General features: G+C 44.7%; 20 protein-coding genes and 10 tRNA genes. 3 read left to right on the top strand and 27 right to left on the bottom strand.

All coding sequences use genetic code 11. The annotated features are described in order from the left end of the window. Positions 1–35: 35 nt before the first annotated feature. Positions 36–233 carry a DNA gyrase inhibitor YacG gene (gene yacG / locus OCV24_RS02695; RefSeq protein ID WP_017056605.1) on the top strand — a complete coding sequence of 66 codons (198 nt, stop codon included), beginning with the start codon at positions 36–38 and terminating at the stop codon, positions 231–233. A gap of 210 nt (positions 234–443) precedes the next feature. Here the strand turns inward: yacG and rplS are convergent, their stop codons facing one another. The 5 genes from rplS to ffh form a co-directional block, all read right to left on the bottom strand. Further along, positions 444–797 (bottom strand): 50S ribosomal protein L19, encoded by a 354-nt coding sequence (gene rplS, locus OCV24_RS02690; RefSeq protein WP_017056604.1) that lies wholly within the window; start codon positions 795–797, stop codon positions 444–446. A gap of 59 nt (positions 798–856) precedes the next feature. Further along, a complete protein-coding gene (trmD, locus tag OCV24_RS02685; protein WP_102507342.1) occupies positions 857–1,597 on the bottom strand; it encodes a tRNA (guanosine(37)-N1)-methyltransferase TrmD in 741 nt (246 codons plus the stop codon). A 26-nt stretch (positions 1,598–1,623) separates the two neighbouring features. Then, positions 1,624–2,178 carry a ribosome maturation factor RimM gene (gene rimM, locus OCV24_RS02680; RefSeq protein ID WP_017056602.1) on the bottom strand — a complete coding sequence of 185 codons (555 nt, stop codon included), beginning with the start codon at positions 2,176–2,178 and terminating at the stop codon, positions 1,624–1,626. Between the two features lie 24 nt (positions 2,179–2,202). Continuing rightward, the gene (rpsP, locus tag OCV24_RS02675; protein ID WP_004735508.1) at positions 2,203–2,451 is read right to left on the bottom strand and encodes a 30S ribosomal protein S16; all 249 of its coding nucleotides are present in this window, start codon (positions 2,449–2,451) and stop codon (positions 2,203–2,205) included. Between the two features lie 211 nt (positions 2,452–2,662). Beyond that, complete coding sequence (gene ffh, locus OCV24_RS02670) at positions 2,663–4,048, bottom strand: signal recognition particle protein (protein WP_102507341.1); 1,386 nt, start codon at positions 4,046–4,048, stop codon at positions 2,663–2,665. A gap of 200 nt (positions 4,049–4,248) precedes the next feature. Between ffh and OCV24_RS02665 the strand changes: the two genes are divergently transcribed. Both OCV24_RS02665 and OCV24_RS02660 read left to right on the top strand, forming a co-directional pair. Further along, positions 4,249–5,043 carry a cytochrome C assembly family protein gene (locus OCV24_RS02665; protein WP_017056599.1) on the top strand — a complete coding sequence of 265 codons (795 nt, stop codon included), beginning with the start codon at positions 4,249–4,251 and terminating at the stop codon, positions 5,041–5,043. A gap of 128 nt (positions 5,044–5,171) precedes the next feature. Further along, positions 5,172–6,443 carry an HlyC/CorC family transporter gene (locus OCV24_RS02660; protein WP_017056598.1) on the top strand — a complete coding sequence of 424 codons (1,272 nt, stop codon included), beginning with the start codon at positions 5,172–5,174 and terminating at the stop codon, positions 6,441–6,443. 127 nt (positions 6,444–6,570) lie between these two features. On the opposite strand, the gene luxS is transcribed toward OCV24_RS02660, so the two are convergent. From luxS to alaS, 22 genes are all read right to left on the bottom strand, one after another. Then, on the bottom strand, positions 6,571–7,089 hold the full coding sequence (gene luxS / locus OCV24_RS02655) for an S-ribosylhomocysteine lyase (protein ID WP_017056597.1): 519 nt from the start codon (positions 7,087–7,089) through the stop codon (positions 6,571–6,573). Between the two features lie 24 nt (positions 7,090–7,113). Continuing rightward, a complete protein-coding gene (locus OCV24_RS02650) occupies positions 7,114–7,764 on the bottom strand; it encodes a transglycosylase SLT domain-containing protein (RefSeq protein ID WP_150878379.1) in 651 nt (216 codons plus the stop codon). Between the two features lie 10 nt (positions 7,765–7,774). Then, positions 7,775–9,343, bottom strand: a complete 1,569-nt coding sequence (gene gshA / locus OCV24_RS02645) for a glutamate--cysteine ligase (protein WP_136997583.1) — start codon at positions 9,341–9,343, stop codon at positions 7,775–7,777. 99 nt (positions 9,344–9,442) lie between these two features. Beyond that, on the bottom strand, positions 9,443–12,301 hold the full coding sequence (locus OCV24_RS02640) for a M16 family metallopeptidase (protein WP_136997585.1): 2,859 nt from the start codon (positions 12,299–12,301) through the stop codon (positions 9,443–9,445). A gap of 9 nt (positions 12,302–12,310) precedes the next feature. Next, complete coding sequence (locus OCV24_RS02635; RefSeq protein WP_017056593.1) at positions 12,311–12,772, bottom strand: YqaA family protein; 462 nt, start codon at positions 12,770–12,772, stop codon at positions 12,311–12,313. A 6-nt stretch (positions 12,773–12,778) separates the two neighbouring features. After that, a complete protein-coding gene (locus OCV24_RS02630) occupies positions 12,779–13,732 on the bottom strand; it encodes an NADP-dependent oxidoreductase (protein ID WP_136997587.1) in 954 nt (317 codons plus the stop codon). 172 nt (positions 13,733–13,904) lie between these two features. Then, positions 13,905–15,035, bottom strand: coding sequence for a sodium ion-translocating decarboxylase subunit beta (locus tag OCV24_RS02625; protein ID WP_029627012.1), 1,131 nt, complete (start codon positions 15,033–15,035; stop codon positions 13,905–13,907). A 9-nt stretch (positions 15,036–15,044) separates the two neighbouring features. After that, complete coding sequence (oadA, locus tag OCV24_RS02620) at positions 15,045–16,829, bottom strand: sodium-extruding oxaloacetate decarboxylase subunit alpha (RefSeq protein WP_017056590.1); 1,785 nt, start codon at positions 16,827–16,829, stop codon at positions 15,045–15,047. Positions 16,830–16,860: 31 nt separating this feature from the next. Beyond that, entirely contained in the window at positions 16,861–17,118 is a 258-nt protein-coding gene (locus OCV24_RS02615; RefSeq protein WP_017056589.1) for an oxaloacetate decarboxylase subunit gamma, read from the bottom strand. Between the two features lie 374 nt (positions 17,119–17,492). Further along, a tRNA-Arg gene (locus OCV24_RS02610) sits at positions 17,493–17,569 on the bottom strand. An 81-nt stretch (positions 17,570–17,650) separates the two neighbouring features. After that, positions 17,651–17,727 (bottom strand) — tRNA-Arg (locus OCV24_RS02605). Positions 17,728–17,784: 57 nt separating this feature from the next. Continuing rightward, positions 17,785–17,861, bottom strand: a tRNA-Arg gene (locus OCV24_RS02600). 58 nt (positions 17,862–17,919) lie between these two features. Further along, a tRNA-Arg gene (locus OCV24_RS02595) sits at positions 17,920–17,996 on the bottom strand. 57 nt (positions 17,997–18,053) lie between these two features. Then, positions 18,054–18,130 (bottom strand) — tRNA-Arg (locus OCV24_RS02590). A gap of 80 nt (positions 18,131–18,210) precedes the next feature. Then, positions 18,211–18,287: transfer RNA gene (locus OCV24_RS02585), tRNA-Arg, on the bottom strand. 80 nt (positions 18,288–18,367) lie between these two features. Next, positions 18,368–18,444 (bottom strand) — tRNA-Arg (locus tag OCV24_RS02580). 89 nt (positions 18,445–18,533) lie between these two features. Next, positions 18,534–18,626, bottom strand: a tRNA-Ser gene (locus OCV24_RS02575). Positions 18,627–18,670: 44 nt separating this feature from the next. After that, positions 18,671–18,747: transfer RNA gene (locus OCV24_RS02570), tRNA-Arg, on the bottom strand. Positions 18,748–18,790: 43 nt separating this feature from the next. After that, positions 18,791–18,883 (bottom strand) — tRNA-Ser (locus OCV24_RS02565). A 472-nt stretch (positions 18,884–19,355) separates the two neighbouring features. Then, on the bottom strand, positions 19,356–19,553 hold the full coding sequence (gene csrA, locus OCV24_RS02560) for a carbon storage regulator CsrA (RefSeq protein ID WP_009847619.1): 198 nt from the start codon (positions 19,551–19,553) through the stop codon (positions 19,356–19,358). Between the two features lie 92 nt (positions 19,554–19,645). Next, positions 19,646–20,827 (bottom strand): aspartate kinase, encoded by a 1,182-nt coding sequence (locus tag OCV24_RS02555; RefSeq protein ID WP_077680854.1) that lies wholly within the window; start codon positions 20,825–20,827, stop codon positions 19,646–19,648. Between the two features lie 215 nt (positions 20,828–21,042). Next, positions 21,043–23,625, bottom strand: coding sequence for an alanine--tRNA ligase (gene alaS, locus OCV24_RS02550; protein WP_102507471.1), 2,583 nt, complete (start codon positions 23,623–23,625; stop codon positions 21,043–21,045). Positions 23,626–23,777 lie beyond the last annotated feature (152 nt).

The raw sequence follows: 23,777 nt of genomic DNA, 5'->3' as shown, positions 1-23,777 counted from the left end.
ACTCACTATTATTCCCCCTCAAATTAAGAATCACTATGTCGAAGAAAATCACCATCGTTAAATGCCCTCAATGTAATACTGACGTTGAATGGGGTGAACAAAGCCCACATCGCCCGTTTTGCAGTAAGCAATGTCAGATGATTGATTTTGGTGAATGGGCAGATGAAGAGAACAGCATCGCTGGCGCACCAGACATGTCGGATAGCGATGGTTGGTCGGAAGATCCACACTAAGCCACTAAGCCACTAAGCCACTAAGCCTAGCGAGTAAATTTTGAAGGGTTGGCGTTTAACGTCAATCCTTTTTTATTGCCGGTGATTCCTTGTTTCCTCAAGAGCGAGGAACGAGCGAATTGAGACTCTCTTGCCTGCTCGGCTCTAAATTACAGACACAAAAAAGCGGAGCCAAATGGCTCCGCTTTTATCGATAGAATGCAAAAAGAATTACTTTTTAGTAAGCTTCTCTTTAATACGAGCTGACTTACCAGAACGCTCACGTAGGTAGTACAACTTGGCACGACGTACTGCACCACGGCGTTTAACTTCGATGCTATCAACGATTGGAGAGTGAGTTTGGAACGCACGTTCTACGCCTTCACCGTTCGAGATCTTACGAACTGTAAATGCAGAGTGTAGACCACGGTTACGAATAGCAATTACAACGCCTTCGAAAGCCTGTAGACGCTCACGGTCACCTTCTTTTACCTTAACCTGAACTACAACAGTGTCACCTGGTGCGAATTTAGGAAGGTCTGATTTTAGTTGCTCTTCTTCAAGAGCCTTGATGATGTTGCTCATTTGTATAAATTCCTAGAATAAACTGATACTAAATTTAATAGGTTACTGCTTGCTTTTCGTTAAGAGCGTTGCTCTTTAATGAATTCAGCCAGTAATTGTTCCTGTTCGTCAGTCAGAGCTAGGTTTTCCAGGAGTTCTGGTCTTCTTAGCCAAGTTCGGCCCAACGATTGTTTCAATCGCCAGCGACGAATGTCCTTATGGTTTCCAGACTTGAGTACCGATGGCACATCTTTATCATCTAGCACCTCAGGGCGCGTATAATGGGGACAATCTAGCAAACCATTTGCAAAAGAATCTTCTTCTGCTGAAGCGAAATCTCCAAGTACACCCGGAATAAACCGAGAGACTGAATCAATCAGCGTCATGGCTGGCAATTCGCCACCCGTCATCACAAAATCACCAATCGACCATTCTTCGTCGACTTCTGATTGAATGATGCGCTCATCTACCCCTTCGTAGCGACCACAAATAAGAAGTAAGTTCTCGTTTGTTGCCAACTCTTCAACACCTTTTTGGTCGAGTTTACGACCTTGAGGTGAAAGATAGATAACCTTCGTCTTTCCCGGTGATGCTTGCTTGGCAGTTTGGATAGCATCGCGCAAAGGCTGAACCATCATTAACATGCCAGGACCACCACCGTAAGGTCTGTCATCAACAGTGCGATGTTTATCATGAGTGAAATCACGAGGATTCCATGTCTCAATAGATAAAAGACCTTTTTTAACCGCTTGACCTGTTACTCCAAAATCAGTAACAGAACGGAACATTTCAGGAAACAGGCTTATTACGCCAACCCACATGTGTTCTCTCGCTCTGTAATTTGGAATTAGAATCCAGGATCCCAGTCAACTTCGATCCGTCGAGCTTCGCGATCAACTTTCTTGACCACTTGCTCTTCAAGGTACGGTACTAACCGTTCCTTTTGACCAAAAGCATCTTTAAGATTTGCTTTGATTACGAGAACATCGTTCGAGCCAGTCTCTAATAGGTCTGTGACCTTACCAAGGTCGTAACCTTTAGTAGTAAAAACTTGCATACCAAACAATTCACGCCAGTAGAATTCATCTTCTGACAATTCAGGTAACGAAGCAGGGTCAATAGCAATTTCAAAGTTAGTCATCAGTTGCGCGTCTTCACGAACATCTAATCCCGCTAGCTTACATACATAACCTTGGCCATGACGTTTCCAGCTCTCAACTTTGTACTCAACCCACTTACCCTTTTGGTTTAAATACCAAGGGGTGTAATCAAATATGCTTTCAGCATTGTCTGTGTAGGAGAACACTTTAAGCCAGCCACGAATACCATAGGTAGACCCAAGTTTACCCATGACAATTCTATTGTTTTGCTCGCTCATAGTTTCTTTATCCTTCATCGACATAAGCTATTTCTCTTTAAAAAAGAATTAAGCCGCTTTTTGAGCGTCTTTAACTAGCTTAGCTACACGATCAGATAGAGATGCGCCTTGACCAACCCAGTGGTTAACACGATCTAGGTCTAGACGTAGACCTTCTTCTTGACCTTGAGCAGTAGGGTTAAAGAAACCTACTTTCTCGATGAAACGGCCAGTTACAGAGTTACGGCTATCCGCAACTACGATTTGATAAAATGGGCGCTTCTTTGCACCGTGACGTGCCAAACGAATGGTTACCATGTCGTCCTCTTTGCTTTCTTAATAAAATAATTAACCCCAAGTCTAAGTAATAGCTTGGGGTCTCGTGCCAAATTAAAGCCCCGGAATTTTACTCTTATTCCGGTGCAATGCAAGGGCTTTAGCTGTTTTTTCACCAACATAGCCACCATACACTTTCCGTGACACAGCTAACACTATGAAAAGTAACGTAGCTAAAGGTTACATTTATAGATTATCGGCCGAATGGGTTAAAGCCACCGCCCATACCACCACCGCCGCCCATCATACCTTGCATGTTGCGCATCATGCCTTTCATGCCACCTTTCTGCATCTTCTTCATCATCTTCTGCATTTGGGTGAATTGCTTAAGCATACGGTTTACATCTTGTACCTGTGTACCTGAACCAGCAGCAATACGCTTTTTGCGTGAGCCTTTGATTAGGTCAGGACGTTGACGCTCTTTCATTGTCATAGAGTTGATGATCGCTTCCATCTGCTTGAACATCTTGTCATCAACTTTATCTTTAACGTTGTCCGGTAGTTGGGACATGCCTGGAAGCTTATCCATCATGCCCATCATACCACCCATATTGTGCATCTGACCAAGCTGCTCACGGAAGTCTTCAAGGTCAAAGCCTTTCTTCTCTTTGAACTTCTTAGCCAGTTTCTCTGCTTTCTCGGTATCAACGTTTTTCTGTAGATCTTCAATAAGAGACAGTACGTCACCCATACCAAGAATACGAGAAGCTACACGATCTGGGTGGAATGGTTCTAGTGCATCAGTCTTTTCACCAACCCCTAAGAATTTAATCGGTTTACCAGTGATATGACGTACAGACAGTGCAGCACCACCACGCGCATCACCATCCACTTTCGTTAAGACAACACCGGTTAGTGGCAGCGCATCACCAAAAGCTTTTGCAGTGTTCGCAGCATCTTGACCTGTCATCGCATCAACAACGAACAGCGTCTCTACTGGATTAATTGCAGTATGAAGCTCTTTGATCTCGCCCATCATCTCTTCATCGATAGCCAAACGACCAGCGGTATCGACTAATAGCACGTCGTAGAACTTCTTCTTAGCGTGATCGATTGCAGCGTTGGCTATATCAAGAGGTTTTTGATCAGATGAAGACGGGAAGAAGTCTACACCAACATCGCTTGCTAACGTTTCAAGCTGTTTGATCGCCGCTGGACGGTAAACGTCGGCAGACACGACCAAGACTTTTTTCTTGTCGCGCTCGGTTAGAAGCTTAGATAGCTTACCTACCGATGTGGTTTTACCTGCACCTTGTAGACCTGCCATTAAGATAACGGCTGGCGGTTGCGCTGCTAGGTTCAGAGCCTCGTTAGACTCACCCATTACCGCTTCAAGTTCAGCTTGAACGATCTTAATGAATTCTTGCCCAGGTGTGAGAGATTTAGAAACCTCAACACCTACCGCACCTTCTTTTACGCGCTTAACAAAATCGCGGACAACAGGCAGCGCAACGTCGGCTTCAAGTAGTGCCATACGAACTTCACGCAGCGTCTCTTTAATATTGTCTTCGGTCAGGCGACCTTTACCGCTGATATTTTTCAGCGTTTTGGATAGACGATCCGTTAAATTATCAAACATAGTTTTCTCTTCGCTCAATCCTGCGACTATTACTGTGAGTATACATTAGCGTGGATTAGAGTCATACCCGTTGTAGAGCGTTAATCATCCGCGCTTGTGATGTGAGACATTGTTCACTTGGAATTGAGTGAGGTTCACCATAGCCCCAAAGAGCGATGCGAGGTATAATTCGTCTATTAGTAATCATTTAAATGGATACCATGGACAGTCTTATTGCGATCGCAGCAGCCTTTCTTTATACAATGGCGATTTCCACGATCATTCCAGGTCTCGTGCACCAAACAGGAATCCGTGTAAAAACGGTGTTTATCAGCGCCTTACTTGCGTTAGCTTTCCATGCTTGGTTGCTTGGCGATTTAATCTTTAATGCCAGTGGTCAAAACCTCAGTATCTTGAACGTTGCTTCATTAATTAGTTTAATCATCTCACTGGTGATGAGTGGTGCTATGCTCAAAACCCGACTGTGGTTTATCTTGCCAGTCGTTTATAGCTTCGCTGCGCTTAATTTGATGGCCGCAACTTTCCTTCCAAGCACATTCATCAAACATTTAGAGCATGATCCAAAACTGCTCGTACACATCTCTTTGGCTCTATTCTCATACGCAACGTTAACTATCGGTGCGCTATACGCCCTGCAACTTGCGTGGCTAGATCACAAACTTAAAAAGAAAAAAGCCTTAGTGATAAACCCTAACCTACCTCCATTAATGATGGTGGAACGACAGCTTTTCAAGATCATTCTTATCGGGAATGGCTTATTAACAGGTACATTGTTGACTGGGCTTATCTTCGTACAAGATATGTTTGCTCAAGGAAAGGCACACAAAGCCGTATTGTCGTTTATTGCTTGGGTTATCTACTCCATCCTTCTATGGGGCCACTATCAAAAAGGCTGGCGCGGACAAAAAGTCACATGGTTCGCATTAGCTGGCGCAGGCATGCTCACTTTAGCCTACTTTGGTAGTCGCTTCGTTCAAGAAATCATCCTAAGTTAATCCCCAAAATTAAAGGCAAGGTACCGCATCCCTTGCCTTTAAAATATTGAGTACGATATATTCAATTGACATCTCGACCATGTTCGGTCATAAATTAATCAAGATACACAAATAGGAAAAGAATAGTTTTGGACGACATATCAACGGGTATCTTATTTGCGCTACTCGCGTGTCTCATTGTAATTTCTGGTTACTTCTCTGGTTCAGAAACGGGCATGATGTCCCTGAACCGCTACCGTTTAAAGCACTTGGCCAATACGGGTCATAAAGGTGCCAAACGCGTAGAAAAACTTCTGAGCCGTCCAGATAGATTGATTGGCCTCATTCTCATCGGCAACAATCTCGTCAACATTCTAGCATCAGCGATTGCTACTATCCTTGGTATGCGTATCTACGGAGATATCGGTGTGGCTATCGCGACTGGTACTCTAACTCTGGTGATCCTTGTATTTTCCGAGGTAACACCAAAAACCATTGCCTCTCTATTTCCTGAACGCGTCTCCTACGCCAGCAGCATTTTATTGATGATACTAATGAAGGTAATGTCACCACTGGTGATCTTGGTTAACTTCATTACTAATGGCTTTATTCGTATATTAGGGGTCACAACCAGTCACGATGCGACCGATCACTTAAGCTCAGAAGAGCTCAGAACTGTGGTAAATGAGGCAGGAGGCCTGATACCTCAACGTCACCAAGATATGTTGGTCTCTATCTTAGATTTAGAGCACGTCACCGTGAATGACCTTATGGTGCCTCGAAATGAAATCACCGGCATCGACATCAATGACGATTGGAAGTCTATCGTCCGCCAACTCACTCACTCTCCTCATGGTCGTGTGGTTCTATACCGTGATCAGATAGATGAAGTGGTTGGTATGCTGAGGCTACGAGAAGCTTACCGTTTGATGCTTGAAAAAAACGAGTTCAATAAAGAAACACTTTTGCGCGCGGCAGACGAAATCTACTTTATTCCAGAATCCACGCCACTCAACATTCAACTGCTTAAATTCCAGCGCAATAAACAACGTATTGGTTTAATTGTCGATGAGTATGGCGATATCAACGGCTTGGTTACGCTAGAAGATATTCTTGAAGAGATCGTGGGTGAGTTTACGACTTCAATGACACCAAGCCTATCTGAAGAGATCACGCCACAAAGTGATGGCAGTTTTTTAATTGAAGGCAGTGCCAATATCCGAGACATTAATAAAGGCCTGCAATGGGCACTACCAACCAATGGCCCTAGAACACTTAATGGGTTGATATTGGAACATCTTGAGGACATCCCTGAGAGTCATCTTAGCGTTCAGGTTGCCAGTCACCCCATGGAAATACTTGAACTAAAAGAAAACCGTATCAAACTAGTACGCGTATTCCCGCAAGTCGTTAACGGGTAATAATAGGTGTAAGTGAGTCATAACTTAAACCACTATATTACGAAAACTAAAATTACGAAAACCAAAAAGGCCCGGTTCAATGAAGCGGGCCTTTTGATATCAAGATTCAATGTGAACTAAGAAGTGGTTAGTCAATTTTAAGCTCTTGAAGCATCGACTCTGGCAATGCCAGTTCATCATTCTTGTTTACAGAAATACCTGCAGCGATGATCGCGTTAGCGATCTCTTTCGCTTCATCCAAAGAGTGCATTGCCGCGGTACCACATTGGTATTCGTTCAGTTCAGGGATCTTATTTTGATTCTCAACTTTCAGTACGTCTTGCATTGCAGCCAACCATCCGTCTGCCACTTGTTGCTCTGTAGGCGTACCAATCAGGCTCATGTAGAAACCGGTACGACACCCCATCGGTGAGATATCGATAATCTCTACATCTGAACCGTTCAGTTGATTACGCATGAATCCAGCGTATAGGTGCTCTAGCGTATGGATACCTTTCTCAGATAGGATATCTTTGTTTGGCGCGGTAAAACGCAAGTCAAACACAGTGATGGTATCCCCTTTTGGGGTTTGCATTGTTTTCGCGACACGAACGGCTGGTGCGTTCATGCGTGTATGATCAACAGTGAAACTATCTAATAAAGGCATTGCTCTTCTCCATGACGGTTGGCTTTAGAAAAACCAACTTCGATTGTCTTCCAGTTCTTTGCGGCACTGTTTCAGTTGCCATCCATAATCTTTTGCTTGCTGTTCGACTTTGCGAGCCACCTTAATCAAAGATGGTTTGCTTTTGTATGATTGACGCTTATAACCACCACGCCCTTCATGATAGGCCAGATATTGGTTATACGGATCCCACAACGAGATACCAAGCTGACGACGAGTCTCGCTGGTATACCAACCAATGAACATCAATGAATCATCGAAATTGGTTCTTGACCCACCGTTATTGGTCGCTTTTTGAAAGTATTCCCAAGCAGGATCTTGCGCTTGCGCATACCCGTAGGCGCTGCTTACCCGCCCCCAAGGGATAAAGCCAAGAAGGTAATCTTTGGGTGGGCGTGCATCATGACGAAAGCTACTCTCTTGTTTCACAAAAGCCATCGCTACGTTAATCGGCGTGCCCCACTCTTCTTGCATATCCAATGCACCTTCATACCATGAAGAGTGCTCTCTGAAAATACTGCACAGGTTATCTTGCTGCTTAGGTGGCGGTGTTGCACATCCAACCAATAAACTAGAGACAACACCAACAGTCACCACCGGTGACCATTTACCACTTACATGAATAGGTTGACCTAATAAGGCTTGCTTCCTTTCCACCAAAGTCTCGCTATGCTTTTAAATACGAAAAGTAATCCGCTAAGAAGCTATCAAAATCTTGAGTGCTGGCTTCTTCACTTTGCTGTTGATCAATCATTGAACGTCGAACTTCGGCTTCCATCAACTCAGCTGAATACACTTTATATTGATGTGCTGCATGTTGTTGAGCGTAAGCATTTCCTAACGCGCAGCCTACTTTACCTAAGCCACCCAGTTTTTTAGTCTCTTCTAGCAATTGGCCAGAAATAGTCAGTTCAGGGTTATCAATCCAAGATCCCAGCGTATCACAAGTTTCTTGGTATGCACGACCACCTTGCTCAGCGTCCATCATCTCGGCAATAGAACGTAGGTCTTTGAAGACTCGCTTCGCCCAATCTTGCAGAGACAATCGCTCGCCATGACAACCAATTTGAAGCTCTAGGCCAACTTGACGACCTTCTAAGATCACCTTGTTCCAGTTATCACGCCAGCATTCCAACTCACAGTTATCCATCTCCGCAGAATCCGTTAACACGCTCCACGTTAAGAATAGATCGAGGAAGCGGACCTGCTGCTCATTAATACCAATTGAACTGAACGGGTTTACGTCTAAAGAACGAACTTCAATATATTCGACACCGCCACGCGCGAGTGCTTCTGATGGCTTCTCACCACTTTTCGCGACACGCTTAGGACGAATTGGCGCATAAAGCTCATTCTCGATTTGAAGAACGTTACTATTCAACTGACGGTATTCACCATCAACTTTAGTACCAATTTCGGCAAACTCTTCCGATGGTGTCCGAATCGCTTGGTTCAATCCGTCTAAGTACTGTTCTAGGCTATTAAAGCCAATTTTCAGCACACTTTGTGCACTGTTAGTATAGCCAAGATCGCTCAGACGTAGTGCTGTTGCATTTGGTAAATACAGCGTTTCGCCTATCTTTTCAAAAGGTAGCTTTGTCTCTCTTCCTTTGATGAAAGAAGGACATAGTGCAGGCGAAGCGCCGAAGAAATATGGGATTAACCAACCAAAACGGTAGTAATTACGAATCAAACCAAAGTAAGCATCGGACTTAGATTTACAACGCGCTTCTTCTGTTTGCTCTCCAAACAAGCTATCCCAAAAACTATCTGGGAAAGAGAAGTTGAAGTGAACACCGGAAATAATCTGCATCAGACTACCGTAACGACGCTTTAAGCCTTCGCGATATAGCGTCTTCATCTTGCCGTTATTAGAGGTGCCGTATTGAGCGAGCTGAATATAATCTTCACTGCCTACGTAGCAAGGCATAGAAAGCGGCCACATCTTTTCGCCATCTAACTTGGTTTGTGTGAAATGGTGGATATCAGACAATTGATTCAAAAGCGTCGGAACGTCGTTAGAAACAGGTGTAATAAACTCCAGTAACGACTCGGAAAAATCGGTCGTTACCCATCCGTTCATCAACGCAGATCCCAAAGCTTTTGGGTGCGGCCCAGTAGCAAGGTGCCCATCCTCCGTGTAGCGTAACGTTTCCCTTTCAACACCACGACCAAATTGAGAAAAGGTCTTAGGGTTGGTTGCAACTTGCTTTAGTCGCGCAGCAAAATCAGTCAAAATTCAGTTCACTTATCTTATATCGTTCTGATTAGAACTATCATAAATTAGGTTGGAGGAGAAAAATAGAGTCTTTTCCCTCCCCCTTTAATGTGTACTCTAACGAATGATTTCAAGCTCTTCTATTGGAATATCTAACTTTTCTAGTTGAGGACGAAGCGAAGTCGCGTCGCCAACCACTATTATTTGATAATCATTCGGGTCAAACCATTTCTTCGATAGTTCGTTTAAGGTCTCTTTTGAAACCGTTTCAACTATCTGATTACGCTGTTGTAGGTAATTTTCATCAAGGCTCAATGCGACAATATTACTCAATAACCCAGCCTTTTGACTTGGCGTTTCATATTTAAGTGCATCTTGTTGACCGACAGCAAGGCGCATAAATTTCACCTCTTCGTCAGTTAATCCACTTTGACTAAATTCATCCAGTTCATTAGTGAACTCCTGAATCGATGGAACTGTCGCATTGGCTCTTACCTGCGCGCTAAAAACTACCGCACCAGTTTCACGAGTACTCGCGAAATAACCGCTTGCACCGTAAGTGTAAGCTTTGTCTTCACGTAGGTTCTGGTTGATACGGCTATTGAAGTTACCAGCTAAGTTAAAGTTAGCCAGTTGGCTCAAGTACAATTCACCCGTCGCATCAAACGGCAGGCCCTTACGAACCAAGCGAACAATGCTTTGCGGCGCACCCGGTTTATCAACTAAGTACAGGTGCTGACCAGAAAGCTCTTTGACGATCTGTGGACGCGTTAATGGTGCCGCATCGCCTTGCCACTGCTCAAAGAATTGTAGCTGTTTCCCTACCTCTTTCTTCGAGATGTCTCCCACAACAACAATATTGGCACCTTCTGGTGTGTAATGTTGCGCATAGAATTTTTTCACATCGTCTAAGGTCAATTTCGATAGAGATTCCTTAGTACCATCACTTGCGCGAGCAAAAACAGTGTCACCAAACAGCACTTCACGGGTTGCTTGAGAAGCCATCCAGCTTGGCTGCTGATGCTGATACACAACGCCTTCTAGCATCTGCTTCTTAACACGTTCGAAGTCTTGTTCATCAAACTTAGGCTCAAACAGAATCTCTTGTACGATCGCTAAGGTTTGAGGCAGGTTTTTCTCTAGCGTCGAGATTGAAATGTCCGTGGTGTAACTGCCCGCACTGATACTAACGCTGCTGCCAAGCTTATCTAATGTTGCCTGTAGTTCTTCAACGGTTCGTTTGGTTGAGCCTTCCTCCATCATAGAAGCCGTTAGGTTTGCTAGGCCTTCTTGCCCTTTGCGAACATAACGCTCGCCAGCTGGAAGTTGAATCTGTAGCTGTACTGTCGGTGTTTCACTGGTCACAGTACCAATCAAGTCCGTGCCATTTGCAAAGTGCATGCGGTACAACTCAGGCATCGTCGCTTTAACACCAAAGGTTACTTCTGGCATTACGCTGCGATCAAAGGTATTTGGTGCTTTTCTGAAATCGAGCTGATCTTCAGTGACTTTGGCATATTCAGGTAACGTGCGAGTTGGAGTGGTGAATGTAGCTTCGCGAACCGCTAGCTCAAGTCGCTTCTTAGGTACAACACTGAGTGTCACCTTGTGTTTACCCTCGATAAAGTCTTGATAAGCTTTACTTACACTATCGGGAGTCACCGCGCGGATTTGATCCAGTTGTGATTCAATACGATCAGGCTGGCCATAGAAGGTTTGATTAGACGCGAGTTGTGAAACCTTACCTTTCACACTTTGCAATGCAAAAACCGCATCCGCTTCTGCCATACCGGTGATCTGGTCCAAACGATCTTGTTCAACGCCCTCTTTCGAGAATTGCTCTAGGGTATCCATCAATTCTTTATTAAGAACCGTCAAATCGCCTTTTTCACCTGAGTTGCCCATCGCATATACATACGTGGTACAAGCTAATTCAGCACAATCATGAAAAGATCCTGCGCTGACTGCTTTCTGTGTTTTAACCAAGTTTTGATACAGGTAACTGTTGGTGCCAGAACCTAACACGTTAGACAGTGCATTCAGGGAAGCTTGTGTCTCTTCACCGCGATACGTTGTTGGCCAACCGACCAGTACCATCGGCTGACGAATATTATCTTCTAAGGTGATGTACTTATCTTCTGTTAGCACGGCAGGTTGTTTCTCTGCAGCCCTAACTTCTGGGCCTTGAGGGATAGGGCCAAAGTACTTGTTAACCCACTCTAGCGTGTCATCAACGTCGATATCACCACCAATCGTTAACACAGCATTATTTGGGCCATACCAACGTAGGAAGAACGCCTTAAGGTCATTCACATCAACACGATCGAGATCTTCCACATAACCAATTGGCTGCCATGAATACGGGTGACCTTCAGGGTAAAGCGCCTCACCCATGCGCTCCCACATCAAGCCATAAGGACGGTTTTCATAACTTTGAGCACGTTCGTTTTTAACCGTGCCTCTTTGAACTTCAAATTTCTTCTGAGAAACCGCATCCAATAAGAAACCCATTCGGTCTGATTCTAACCACAACATTTTCTCAAGTTGGTTAGATGGAACGGTTTCAAAGTAGTTGGTACGGTCACGATTAGTGGTACCGTTTAACGAACCACCCGCTTCGGTAATGATCTTAAAGTGTTGCTGGTCACCGACGTTCTCAGAGCCTTGAAACATCATGTGTTCAAAGAAGTGAGCAAAGCCCGACTTACCAATCTGCTCACGAGCAGAACCCACATGATAGGTTACATCCACATGCACAAGAGGATCAGAATCATCCGGAGAAAGAATAACGGTTAAGCCATTATCCAATTGATACTTGGTGTAAGGAATCACCACTTTGTCTTTAGAAGGCTTAACTTCTTCGACTAGAGTGACGCCTTCTGGCAATGAAGAAAAGAAAGATGTTGAGCTAGGTACATTGTAAGAACAGCCGGCAATGGCGATAAGAGAAAATGTACCAAGTAAAACCTTTTTCATAGGTTCTCCTTAGAAAAAACCGAAGTAGATAGCAGTAAGTAGACTGTAGCGAGCGGCTTTGCCAATCGCTATCAAAATAACGCTAGGGATAAATTTCATTCTTAGCCAACCCGCGGCCAGACACAAAGGGTCACCAATAACGGGTAACCAACTGAATAACAGCGTCCAGTAACCATAACGGCTCAGCCACGCCATAGCCTTATGACCATGTTTTTCAGATTGAGTTCGATTAGGCAACCACAAACCAACCCAATAATTAGTAAGACCGCCAAAAGTATTGCCGAGTGTCGCCACTAGAATAATCGATGAGACAGAGAACTGCTCTAAACTCAATGCCGCAACAAGACTGGCTTCTGAACCGCCGGGCAGTAACGTGGCACTTAAGAAGCCACTGATGAAGAGTACCCAAAGCGCCGAGTCAGAGAACCACAGCGCTATGTTTTCAAAAAGAGAATTAAAGAACTCTAGCACTGCATATCAACCTTCTTGCATTTTAAGTAGTACCTTGCCTCTTGTATGTCCGGTTTCAACCTGAAGATGAGCCGATTGCGCTTCGTCTAACGAGTAGATACCTTGAATCTCTGTTTTAAGCAATCCGACACTGACCATGTAAAGCATGGTGTCCATTTGCTCAGGGTTTGGCTCCACCAACATGCCTGATGCAGTAAAACCTAATAATTTCGCTTTCTCGCAGATCAACTCTGCCGATAGAGTAGGAACAGTGACCACTCTCGCACCATCTTTCAGGCACTTCAATGCGTCAAGCGCTGTATCGCCACCGACCAAATCAATCAGTACATCAACATCAGAAACTCGCTCTGAAGCTGGGGCAAATTTATAGTTGATGGCATGAGCGCCTAGCGTTGCAAGATAGTCGAGGTTAGCTTCGCTGCAGGTCGTGTAAACCTCAGCTTTTGCTGCCACTGCAATTTGAACAGCAAAGTGACCAACGCCGCCCGCGCCCGCTAAGATAAGCACGCGATCGCCTTCCTTCACTTCGACTTTATTGAGCGCTTGGGCTGCTGTTTGGCTCGCAAGTGGTAATGCTGCTGCCGCTTCTAGGGTAACAGAGTCAGGAACCATGCTTAATGCCGCTTCTGGGACACATACATATTGGCTGTAGCCGCCACCTTGCAGTGGGAAACCAATAAAGCCTGCCACGTTATCGCCAACAGTAAAACGTTTAGCCTGATCGCCTAGCGTGATAATTTGTCCTGAAATATCGTAACCAGGCACCCAAGGAAGGTTATCTTTGTTTTGTGCAGCAGCCCAACCAAGACCTGCTCGGGTTTTGACATCAATCGGATTAATGCCCGAAAAGGAAACTTTAACCACCACTTCTCCAGCCTTAGGCTCAGGAATCGCACCGGTTTGAATACTAAGGTTTTCGACGCCGCCGAATTGAGTTATCGCAATCTGTTTATTTTCCATTTCCACATTTCCTTGATTGATAAAAGCTCTAGTGAGCATGCACCCTCATTAACAAAAAGAAAGGGATGCGAAAGCATCCCTTTGACTATAAACCATTTAATAAGGCTAAGTTAACCGCTCATTCGTAAATTGACGACCAATTAACGTAACGATACATGACTCAGCAAAACCACTAGCCCACGAGAGCTAATAGAATACCCGCCGCAACCGCACTACCAAGCACACCTGCTACGTTCGGACCCATTGCATGCATCAACAAGAAGTTCTGAGGGTTTGCCTCAAGTCCAACCTTGTTGACAACACGAGCCGCCATCGGAACCGCAGATACACCAGCTGCGCCAATTAATGGGTTGATGTCTTCTTTCGAGAAGCGATTTAGAACCTTCGCCATCAATACACCACCCGCCGTACCGATACTGAACGCCACCGCACCTAAACCTAGAATACCTAGCGTCTCTAAGTTCAAGAACGTATCCGCTTGAAGCTTAGAACCAACACCGAGACCAAGGAAAATAGTCACAACGTTAATCAGTTCGTTTTGAGCTGTTTTTGAAAGGCGATCCACCACACCCGCTTCACGCATTAAGTTACCTAGGCAAAACATACCTACGAGAGGTGTTGCTGAAGGTAGGAACAAAATCGTCATCAGTAGTACAGCAAGTGGGAAAAGAATCTTCTCGACTTTACTAACGTGACGAAGTTGAGCCATCTTAATCTTGCGCTCTTCAGGAGACGTTAACGCTTTCATGATTGGTGGCTGAATGATAGGAACCAAAGCCATGTAGCTATAAGCCGCTACTGCAATGGCACCTAGTAGGTCAGGAGATAACTTACTCGCCAAGAAGATCGCGGTTGGGCCATCGGCACCACCAATGATCGCAATTGACGAAGCATCTGCCATTGAGAATTCCATTCCTGGAACATAGTTCAGCAAGATCGCGCCAAATAGCGTTGCAAAGATACCAAACTGAGCCGCAGCCCCTAGCCACAACGTTTTAGGGTTCGCAATCAACGCACCGAAGTCCGTCATCGCACCAACACCCATAAAGATCAGCAGTGGGAAAATACCGGTCTCAATACCAATGTAGTAAACGTAGTAAAGCAAACCGCCGGGCTCAGTAAACCCAGCATTTGGAATGTTTGCTAATACAGCACCAAAGCCAATCGGTAGTAGAAGTAACGGTTCAAATCCTTTACGAATTGCCAAAAACAACAGTAAGCAACCAATCAGCATCATACAGATTTGGCCAAACTCAAAGTTAGCAATCCCTGTTTCCGACCATAAGGTCATCAATCCTTCCATGCTACTCCCTTATGCTAAACTTAGTAGTGGAGCGCCTACAGTAACTGCATCGCCTTCTTTAACATTCAACTCTTGAACGATACCACCACGAGCAGCACGAACTTCCGTTTCCATCTTCATTGCTTCTAGGATAAGCAGAACATCACCTTCAGCAACCTCAGCCCCCGCCTGAACGATGACCTTAAAAATGTTCCCCGCAAGTGGAGCAGGAACCGCTTCAGCGTCAGAAGCTACTACTGGTGCAGCCTGAGCCGCTTGAGTATGTTTTGCTGATGGCGCCACTGATGTAAGTTCACCTTGTGGGCCAACTTCAACATCATAAACTTGACCATCCACCTTCACGCTGTAGCTTTCAATGCCACCAGAAGCTTGTACAGGAGCAGCTACAACTGGAGCCTCTGTTTCTAGCATTGGTGCAGGTTCAAATGCTTCAGGGTTACGACGATTCTTAAGGAACTTAAGACCAACTTGTGGAAACAATGCGTAAGTAAGCACATCATCAACCGTATCTTCAGCGAGTGAAATGCCCTCTGATTTCGCTTTCTCTAACAGATCCGTCGTTAACGTATCCATTTCAGACTTAAGTAAGTCAGCAGGACGACAAGTAATCGGCTCTGCGCCATCCAATACTTTCGTTTGCAGTTCTACATCAACCTCAGCAGGAGCTTGACCGTATTCACCTTTCAGTAGACCAGCAGTTTCTTTCGTGATGCTCTTATAGCGTTCACCTGTTAAGACGTTAATAACCGCTTGAGTACCGACAATCTGAGACGTTGGTGTTACCAAAGGAATGTACCCAAGCTCTTTACGTACGCGAGGGATCTCTTCGAGCACTTCGTCCATACGGTCGGCTGCGCCCTGTTCTTTAAGCTGGCCTTCCATGTTGGTTAACATGCCGCCAGGAACCTGAGCAATCAAGATACGTGAATCAACACCTTTTAGCTGACCTTCCCATTTCGCGTATTTTTTACGTACATCACGGAAGTAAGCCGCGATGGGTTCGATCTGATCAAGCTTAAGATTGGTATCACGCTCTGTACCTTCTAACATCGCAACAACCGTTTCGGTTGGCGTGTGACCGTAAGTACAGCTCATTGAAGAGATAGCCGTGTCTAGAATATCGATACCCGCCTCAACGGCTTTAACCGCTGTTGCAGTCGATAGACCGGTTGTCGCGTGGCTATGCAACGCTAGAGGAACGTCACACGATGCTTTGATACGTGTAATCAGCTCTTCCGCTTCATAGGGCTTCAATAAACCTGACATATCTTTGATACATAGTGAGTGACAACCTAGGTCTTCTAGACGCTTAGCCAAATCAACCCAAGTATCTGAGTTGTGAACCGGACTGGTTGTATAAGACAACGTACCTTGAGCGTGGCCACCAACGTCGATCGTTGCTTTCACTGCTTTTTCAAAGTTACGTACGTCATTCATCGCATCAAAGATACGGAATACGTCCATGCCGTTTTTATGGGCACGTTCAACAAATTTTTCTACTACATCATCCGCGTAGTGACGGTAGCCCAATAGGTTTTGACCACGCAGTAGCATCTGCATTGGTGTGTTTGGCATCGCTTTTTTCAGCTCACGCAAACGCTCCCATGGATCCTCGCCAAGAAAACGGATACACGAATCAAACGTCGCGCCGCCCCAAGTCTCAAGTGACCAGTAACCGACTTTATCCAGCTCTGCCGCAATTGGCAGCATATCTTCGATACGCATACGAGTAGCAAATAGTGACTGGTGCGCGTCACGAAGTACCACATCTGTGATAGCTAGTGGTTTAGACATGCTCATAAACTCCTTTTTAATCCTTTAAATGCTACTTAGCAGTAGACGCACGGTATTGATGAACCGCGGCCGAAATTGCTGCCACAACTTGTGGACTAACAGCTGAAGGGTTTGATTGTGATTTTTGATTTTTTTTAGGTGCTGCGATCGGCTCTGGTACTTCTTCTGGTACCAGTTTTGACATCAACCGAACGAGGTAAACTAGAATAGTTAGGAAAATAAAGACAACGGACATCCCCGTTATCATTAGAGTCGCCGCATCTCCTAGCAGGCTTCCAATATTAGTCATGTTGCTTCCTTTCTTCGTCATCCTGACATATGACAGGATTTCAGCGAATAGTGATCCCGACCCATGGATTATCTCGATTGGTAAAAGTTTGTCAATTTTGTTTAAGGTTCTGTTACGGATAACGCACACATAGGGTTAATTATTCGCCGTTCAGATCACATAAATCTGTCAAATACGTCATTTTTAGGTATTTAAACTGTGACTTAAAAGAGGCTTTGTTAAGAATTGATATGGGAAAGGTAGAATAATAAAGAAGCACTATATAATTACTTTAAATACAACAAGTTAAACCCTGAGTAAATTTAACATTATCGCAACAAAATTACAGCAGATATAAAAAAAGCCTCGTATAAACGAGGCTTTTTTTAATAATGTGGCGCGCTCTGGAGGATTCGAACCTCCGACCGCCTGGTTCGTAGCCAGGTACTCTATCCAGCTGAGCTAAGAGCGCACGGTTTTAATATCAATTCATTGTTACTAACAACAGATCAATATAAGGATTTCATTCTTATAAGAAAGAAGCCCTAAATAGTGGCGCGTCCTGGAGGATTCGAACCTCCGACCGCCTGGTTCGTAGCCAGGTACTCTATCCAGCTGAGCTAAGGACGCACGGTTTTCGATATCAGTATTTCCAATATCAGGAGTTCACAAGGAAACCCTAAAAAGTGGCGCGTCCTGGAGGATTCGAACCTCCGACCGCCTGGTTCGTAGCCAGGTACTCTATCCAGCTGAGCTAAGGACGCGCAGTTTTCGATATCGGTATTCCCAATATCAGGGGTTCATAAAAGAAACCCTAAATAGTGGCGCGCTCTGGAGGATTCGAACCTCCGACCGCCTGGTTCGTAGCCAGGTACTCTATCCAGCTGAGCTAAGAGCGCACGGTTTTCGATATCAGTATTCCCAATATCAGGAGTTCACAAGGAAACCCTAAATAGTGGCGCGTCCTGGAGGATTCGAACCTCCGACCGCCTGGTTCGTAGCCAGGTACTCTATCCAGCTGAGCTAAGGACGCACTGTTTTTGATATTAATTCTCGATGAACGATTTATCAATATCAGGATTCACATTCATATAAGAACTAAACCCTAAATATTGGCGCGCTCTGGAGGATTCGAACCTCCGACCGCCTGGTTCGTAGCCAGGTACTCTATCCAGCTGAGCTAAGAGCGCACGGTTTTAGTATCAATTCACCGTAATCAGTAATTCAATACAAGGATTTTCATTCTCGTAAGAAAGAAGCCCTTAATTAGTGGCGCGTCCTGGAGGATTCGAACCTCCGACCGCCTGGTTCGTAGCCAGGTACTCTATCCAGCTGAGCTAAGGACGCACAGTGTTCATTCACTTAGAATGAAGTTGTGAAACATATCACATTCTTCTTGCTACGAAGAAAAAAAAAGGCCATTGGCCTGTAATGAATGGCGGTGAGGGAGGGATTCGAACCCTCGATGCGGCTACAAACCACATACTCCCTTAGCAGGGGAGCGCCTTCGGCCACTCGGCCACCTCACCTAATTCATTATTCTCAAAACACTTACAAAGAAGAGTAAAGAGAATGGCGCGCTCTGGAGGATTCGAACCTCCGACCGCCTGGTTCGTAGCCAGGTACTCTATCCAGCTGAGCTAAGAGCGCACATTTATATTGCCTAACTTGCTAATTTTAGACTCGCAAGAAATGGCGGTGAGGGAGGGATTCGAACCCTCGATGCGGCTACAAACCACATACTCCCTTAGCAGGGGAGCGCCTTCGGCCTCTCGGCCACCTCACCGTCTTGCGGAGGCACATATTACGTTTTACCGAAAATATGTCAAACACTTTATTGAAAAAAATTGGACAAAAACACTCAACCGTTTGCTATTTAATCAAAGCGCTTGCAAATTAAACTTACAAGCTCTAGAAACTACTTTTTCCCTTAAAAATTAAGGCGAAAGATTAACAATAATAAACAGCCGAAAACAATTATCTAATTTATCCAGCAGCAAGTGCTACTGCTGTTTTCACCATACTATGGGATGCGATATTACGCCATAGGAGAAGTTAACAAATCTTGAGCTTTGGCAAACAAAACCCGATAAAGGACCATACTCAGTCATGTCTGTATTTCACAGTTTTATGACATGTTCGCTTCGCAGCATCAAAAAATCTGTTATTAAACCCATTTTCATTCACACAATATTTCTCGCTCCCCAAGATCAAAAAAGGCTAGCGACAATGCTAGCCTCTTCTCTACGCAAAAAATATCAGTAGTTGCCAGGTGCAACGTTACCATTACCTTTTTCAGCTTGAATGCGCATGTAGATCTCTTCACGATGAACAGATACTTCTTTAGGTGCGTTAACACCAATACGTACTTGGTTACCTTTCACGCCCAATACAGTAACTGTTACTTCATCACCAATCATCAGTGTTTCGCCAACGCGGCGAGTCAAAATTAGCATTCTTTGCTCCTTGAGTAATCTCTAAATTTATCTAGCTACGTGAGCATTATCCAACAAAAGTTATATTTTCGTAAGCTATCGATTGGTTTTATTTAACCAAAATGCACTTCTTTTTTAAGATAACCCTGTGTTTCACGCGTAACGATGTATGCATTGTGTAATATGTTAGCAGCCATATCGACTTGCGTTGGTGATATCACCAAAGTTAAAGACTGCTGCTGCAATAAGTGATGCTGTACATCAATTTCGCCTTCAGACAACAATCCATGTGAACTGACCACAATTTCTCGTGTTCGGCTTCCTACCACAGTTAACAAACTAACCTGTTCACTATTACGGATTTGTGCAGCAAAAACTAGTTTTAATTTAGCACTTATGTCTTGTTTAATAATGAGTGCTGCTCGTTCTGTTTCCTCGATCACACTACAGACTTCGATCCCTAACAATTGACAATGAGAGATAAAAGACGGTAAATCTTCATTCAAACACTCAATCCGCTCCATATCTCTTTCAATCGCTATTCCAGTAATATCATTCAAACACTGGTTGCCCGTGATCAATGTACCTTCGCCTTTTTCAAAACTTGAAAGCACTCGCAATGGCACATTGTGTTGCCAGGCATACTGAACGCACGGCAGATGCAATACCTTAGCACCTCGGCGAGCCATCTCTTCCATAGAAGGAAAATCTAATGTATCTAACTTTTGAGATTGCTTTACGACTCTAGGGTCACAAGAGTAAACACCATCTACATCAGTATAAACCTGACATTCTTTCGCCTGAAGTGCACCAGCGAGCGCTACCGCAGTGGTATCTGAACCGCCACGGCCTAATGTCGTGATATCACCTTTGGTATTGACGCCTTGAAAGCCTGCCACTATCACAATCTGGTTATCATCGAGCAGCGCTTGAATAGGAGCTGTATCAATATGCTCAATCGTCGCATTATTATGATTGGAATCGGTGTGTATCTTTGCTTGATAGCCAGTCATCGATGTCGCTTCATAACCTAACTTGTGCAACGTCATTGCCAATAAGGCCATGGAAACTTGTTCTCCAGCCGTTAACAGCACATCCAGTTCTCTAGCGTTGGGGACGCTATCAATTTGTGTGGCTAAGTTAACCAATCGATTTGTTTCACCTGACATAGCAGAAACGACAACCACGATCTGGTTACCTTCATTTTTCGCTTCAATGATTTTATCTGCTACATGATGGATGCGCTCTATTGAACCCACCGACGTTCCACCAAATTTCTGTACGATAAGAGGCATTTTCACCCGTCCTCACCTTCCCAAGACCGACATCTATATATGACAAAAAAACACATGCTTCGCGTCATAGCGAAGCAATAAAAAATTAACCAAGGAGTCTAACTTACCATTAGACTTCTTGGTTTATCTCAATCCAGCCTTTTACACACTTCCAATAGGCAAAATAAAAGATGCCCAATCATCTGATTGGGCATCTTTGTATCAATTACTTAAGTTTAAAGACGTTCTTCTAACCAAGTACGTACAGATTTAAGCGCTTCAGGTAGTGATTCAACATCAGTACCGCCCGCTTGAGCCATATCTGGACGACCGCCGCCTTTACCGCCAACTTGCTCAGCAACCATCTTAACTAGGTCACCCGCTTTTACTTTGCCGATTAGGTCTTTGGTTACACCAGCAATCAAGCCAACTTTACCGTCTGCTACGTTCGCGATCAGGATGATGCCGCTACCTACTTGGTTTTTAGCGTTATCAACCATAGTACGTAAGTTCTTGTTGTCTGCGCCTTCAATGGCAGCAACCAAAACTTTAGTACCAGAGATCTCTTCTACTTTGCCCATGATGTTTGCGCTTTCTGCAGCAGCCATCTTTTCTTTAAGCAGTTGGATTTCTTTCTCTAGAGATTTCGCTTTCTTAGCTGATTCAGCAAGTTTCTCTTCGTAAGCGTTAGCCTGAGCTTCTACTGCATCTAGAGCAGCTTCACCCGTTACCGCTTCAATACGACGAATACCCGCAGCAATACCACCTTCAGAAGTGATCTTGAATAGGCCGATATCGCCCGTATTGCTTGCGTGGATACCACCACAAAGTTCAGTAGAGAAATCGCCCATAGATAAAACGCGAACTTCATCATCGTACTTCTCGCCAAACAGTGCCATTGCACCTTTTTCTTTCGCTGATTCGATGTCCATGATGTTGGTTTCAATCACGTGGTTCTTACGAACTTGTGCGTTAACCAAGCGCTCTACTTCTTTAATCTGTGCCGGTGTTACCGCTTCAAGGTTAGAGAAATCAAAACGCAGGTTGTCTGGCTTAACTAAAGAACCTTTCTGAGCAACGTGCTCACCTAGCACTTCGCGCAGTGCAGAGTGAAGTAAGTGAGTTGCAGAGTGGTTTAGTGAGATAGCAGCACGACGCTCAGCGTCAACCGTTGCTTCTACTTTATCGCCCTTAGCCAATACACCTTCAACTAGCTCACCGTGGTGCGCAAATGCGTTACCGAGTTTCTGAGTGTCTTGTACTTCGAATAGACCCGATACTGTTTTCAGCGTACCCGCATCACCACATTGGCCGCCAGATTCAGCGTAGAATGGCGTCTCTTCAAGGATAATAATTGCTTTGTCACCGGCTGATAGTGAAGATACTTCTTCGCCGTCAACGAATAGCGCAGAAATTTCACCTGAACCTTCAGTACCTGTGTAACCAAAGAACTCAGTATTGGTGTCTACTTTGATAGTCGCGTTGTAATCAGTACCGAACTGGCCTGCTTCACGTGCACGCTGACGCTGTACTTCCATCGCTTTCTCAAAGCCTTCTTCATCGATAGTAAAGTCGCGTTCACGAGCTACATCGTTAGTAAGGTCAGCTGGGAAGCCGTATGTGTCGTAAAGTTTGAAAACGGTTTCGCCGTCAAGCTCTTTGCCTTCAAGTGCATCTAGTGCGTCATTAAGAATAACCATGCCGCGCTCTAGAGTACGACCAAAGTTCTCTTCTTCAATGCGAAGTACTTTTTCAACAAGCTCTTGCTGTTTCTTAAGTTCATCTGCCGCAGAGCCCATCACTTCAGCTAGTACACCCACTAGTTTGTGGAAGAACACGCCTTGTGCGCCAAGCTTATTACCGTGACGAACTGCACGACGAATAATACGACGTAGAACGTAGCCACGACCTTCGTTTGAAGGCATAACGCCGTCAGCGATTAGGAATGAACAAGAACGGATGTGGTCCGCAATAACGCGTAGCGATTGGTTAGATAGATCGTCATGACCCACAACTTCCGCTGTCGCTTTGATTAGCTTTTGGAATACATCAATTTCGTAGTTAGAGTGAACGCCCTGCATGATTGCAGAAATACGCTCAATCCCCATACCTGTATCTACAGCAGGCTTAGGTAACGGTTCCATTGTACCGTCAGCGTGACGGTTGAACTGCATGAATACGTTGTTCCAGATCTCAATGAAACGGTCACCATCTTCTTCAGGTGTGCCAGGACGACCGCCCCAGATGTGCTCACCGTGATCGTAGAAGATTTCAGTACATGGGCCACAAGGACCTGTGTCCCCCATCGTCCAGAAGTTATCGGACTCGAACTGTTTACCGCCTTCTTTGTCGCCAATGCGAACGATACGGTCAGCAGGAACACCTACTTTTTTGTTCCAGATATCGAATGCTTCATCATCTGTCTCGTATACCGTTACCAGTAGACGCTCTTTTGGCAGTTGAAGAGTTTCTGTCAGGAATTCCCAAGCAAACGCAATCGCTTCTTCTTTGAAATAATCACCAAAGCTGAAGTTACCTAGCATTTCAAAGAATGTGTGGTGACGAGCCGTGAAACCTACGTTTTCAAGGTCATTATGCTTACCACCCGCACGTACACAACGCTGAGCCGTAGTTGCTCGAGTGTAGGCACGCTTTTCGGCGCCTAAGAAGCAATCTTTGAATTGGTTCATACCTGCGTTAGTGAATAGCAGGGTTGGATCGTTATGTGGAACTAACGATGAACTGTCTACGATTTGGTGTTCTTTGCTCTCAAAGAACTTAAGGAACGCGTTGCGAACCTCATCAGTGCTCATGTACATGCAGCTCTTCCTGAAAATAGTCGAGTTAGAATTTTGCCGTATTGTAGATCATGGTTAAGGCTTCGACTAGTTTTCTTGTAGAAAAGACACCCTTGGGCAAGATTTTATTGAGAATCAGGTAAAATGGAGAATATTCCACTAGCTGAGCAAAG

It is taken from the genome of Vibrio kanaloae (assembly GCF_024347535.1).
Lineage (GTDB): Bacteria > Pseudomonadota > Gammaproteobacteria > Enterobacterales > Vibrionaceae > Vibrio > Vibrio kanaloae.
The sequence above is the reverse complement of the archived record's forward strand: the minus strand, read 5'-3'. Positions and strand labels throughout refer to the sequence as shown.

Coding starts and splice junctions, on each gene's coding strand:
- yacG (WP_017056605.1), top strand. CDS start 36: ATGTCGAAGAAAATCACCATCGTTAAATGCCCTCAATGTAATACTGAC.
- rplS (WP_017056604.1), bottom strand. CDS start 797: ATGAGCAACATCATCAAGGCTCTTGAAGAAGAGCAACTAAAATCAGAC.
- trmD (WP_102507342.1), bottom strand. CDS start 1,597: ATGTGGGTTGGCGTAATAAGCCTGTTTCCTGAAATGTTCCGTTCTGTT.
- rimM (WP_017056602.1), bottom strand. CDS start 2,178: ATGTCGATGAAGGATAAAGAAACTATGAGCGAGCAAAACAATAGAATT.
- rpsP (WP_004735508.1), bottom strand. CDS start 2,451: ATGGTAACCATTCGTTTGGCACGTCACGGTGCAAAGAAGCGCCCATTT.
- ffh (WP_102507341.1), bottom strand. CDS start 4,048: ATGTTTGATAATTTAACGGATCGTCTATCCAAAACGCTGAAAAATATC.
- OCV24_RS02665 (WP_017056599.1), top strand. CDS start 4,249: ATGGACAGTCTTATTGCGATCGCAGCAGCCTTTCTTTATACAATGGCG.
- luxS (WP_017056597.1), bottom strand. CDS start 7,089: ATGCCTTTATTAGATAGTTTCACTGTTGATCATACACGCATGAACGCA.
- OCV24_RS02640 (WP_136997585.1), bottom strand. CDS start 12,301: ATGAAAAAGGTTTTACTTGGTACATTTTCTCTTATCGCCATTGCCGGC.
- OCV24_RS02630 (WP_136997587.1), bottom strand. CDS start 13,732: ATGGAAAATAAACAGATTGCGATAACTCAATTCGGCGGCGTCGAAAAC.
- OCV24_RS02625 (WP_029627012.1), bottom strand. CDS start 15,035: ATGGAAGGATTGATGACCTTATGGTCGGAAACAGGGATTGCTAACTTT.
- oadA (WP_017056590.1), bottom strand. CDS start 16,829: ATGTCTAAACCACTAGCTATCACAGATGTGGTACTTCGTGACGCGCAC.
- OCV24_RS02615 (WP_017056589.1), bottom strand. CDS start 17,118: ATGACTAATATTGGAAGCCTGCTAGGAGATGCGGCGACTCTAATGATA.
- csrA (WP_009847619.1), bottom strand. CDS start 19,553: ATGCTAATTTTGACTCGCCGCGTTGGCGAAACACTGATGATTGGTGAT.
- OCV24_RS02555 (WP_077680854.1), bottom strand. CDS start 20,827: ATGCCTCTTATCGTACAGAAATTTGGTGGAACGTCGGTGGGTTCAATA.
- alaS (WP_102507471.1), bottom strand. CDS start 23,625: ATGTACATGAGCACTGATGAGGTTCGCAACGCGTTCCTTAAGTTCTTT.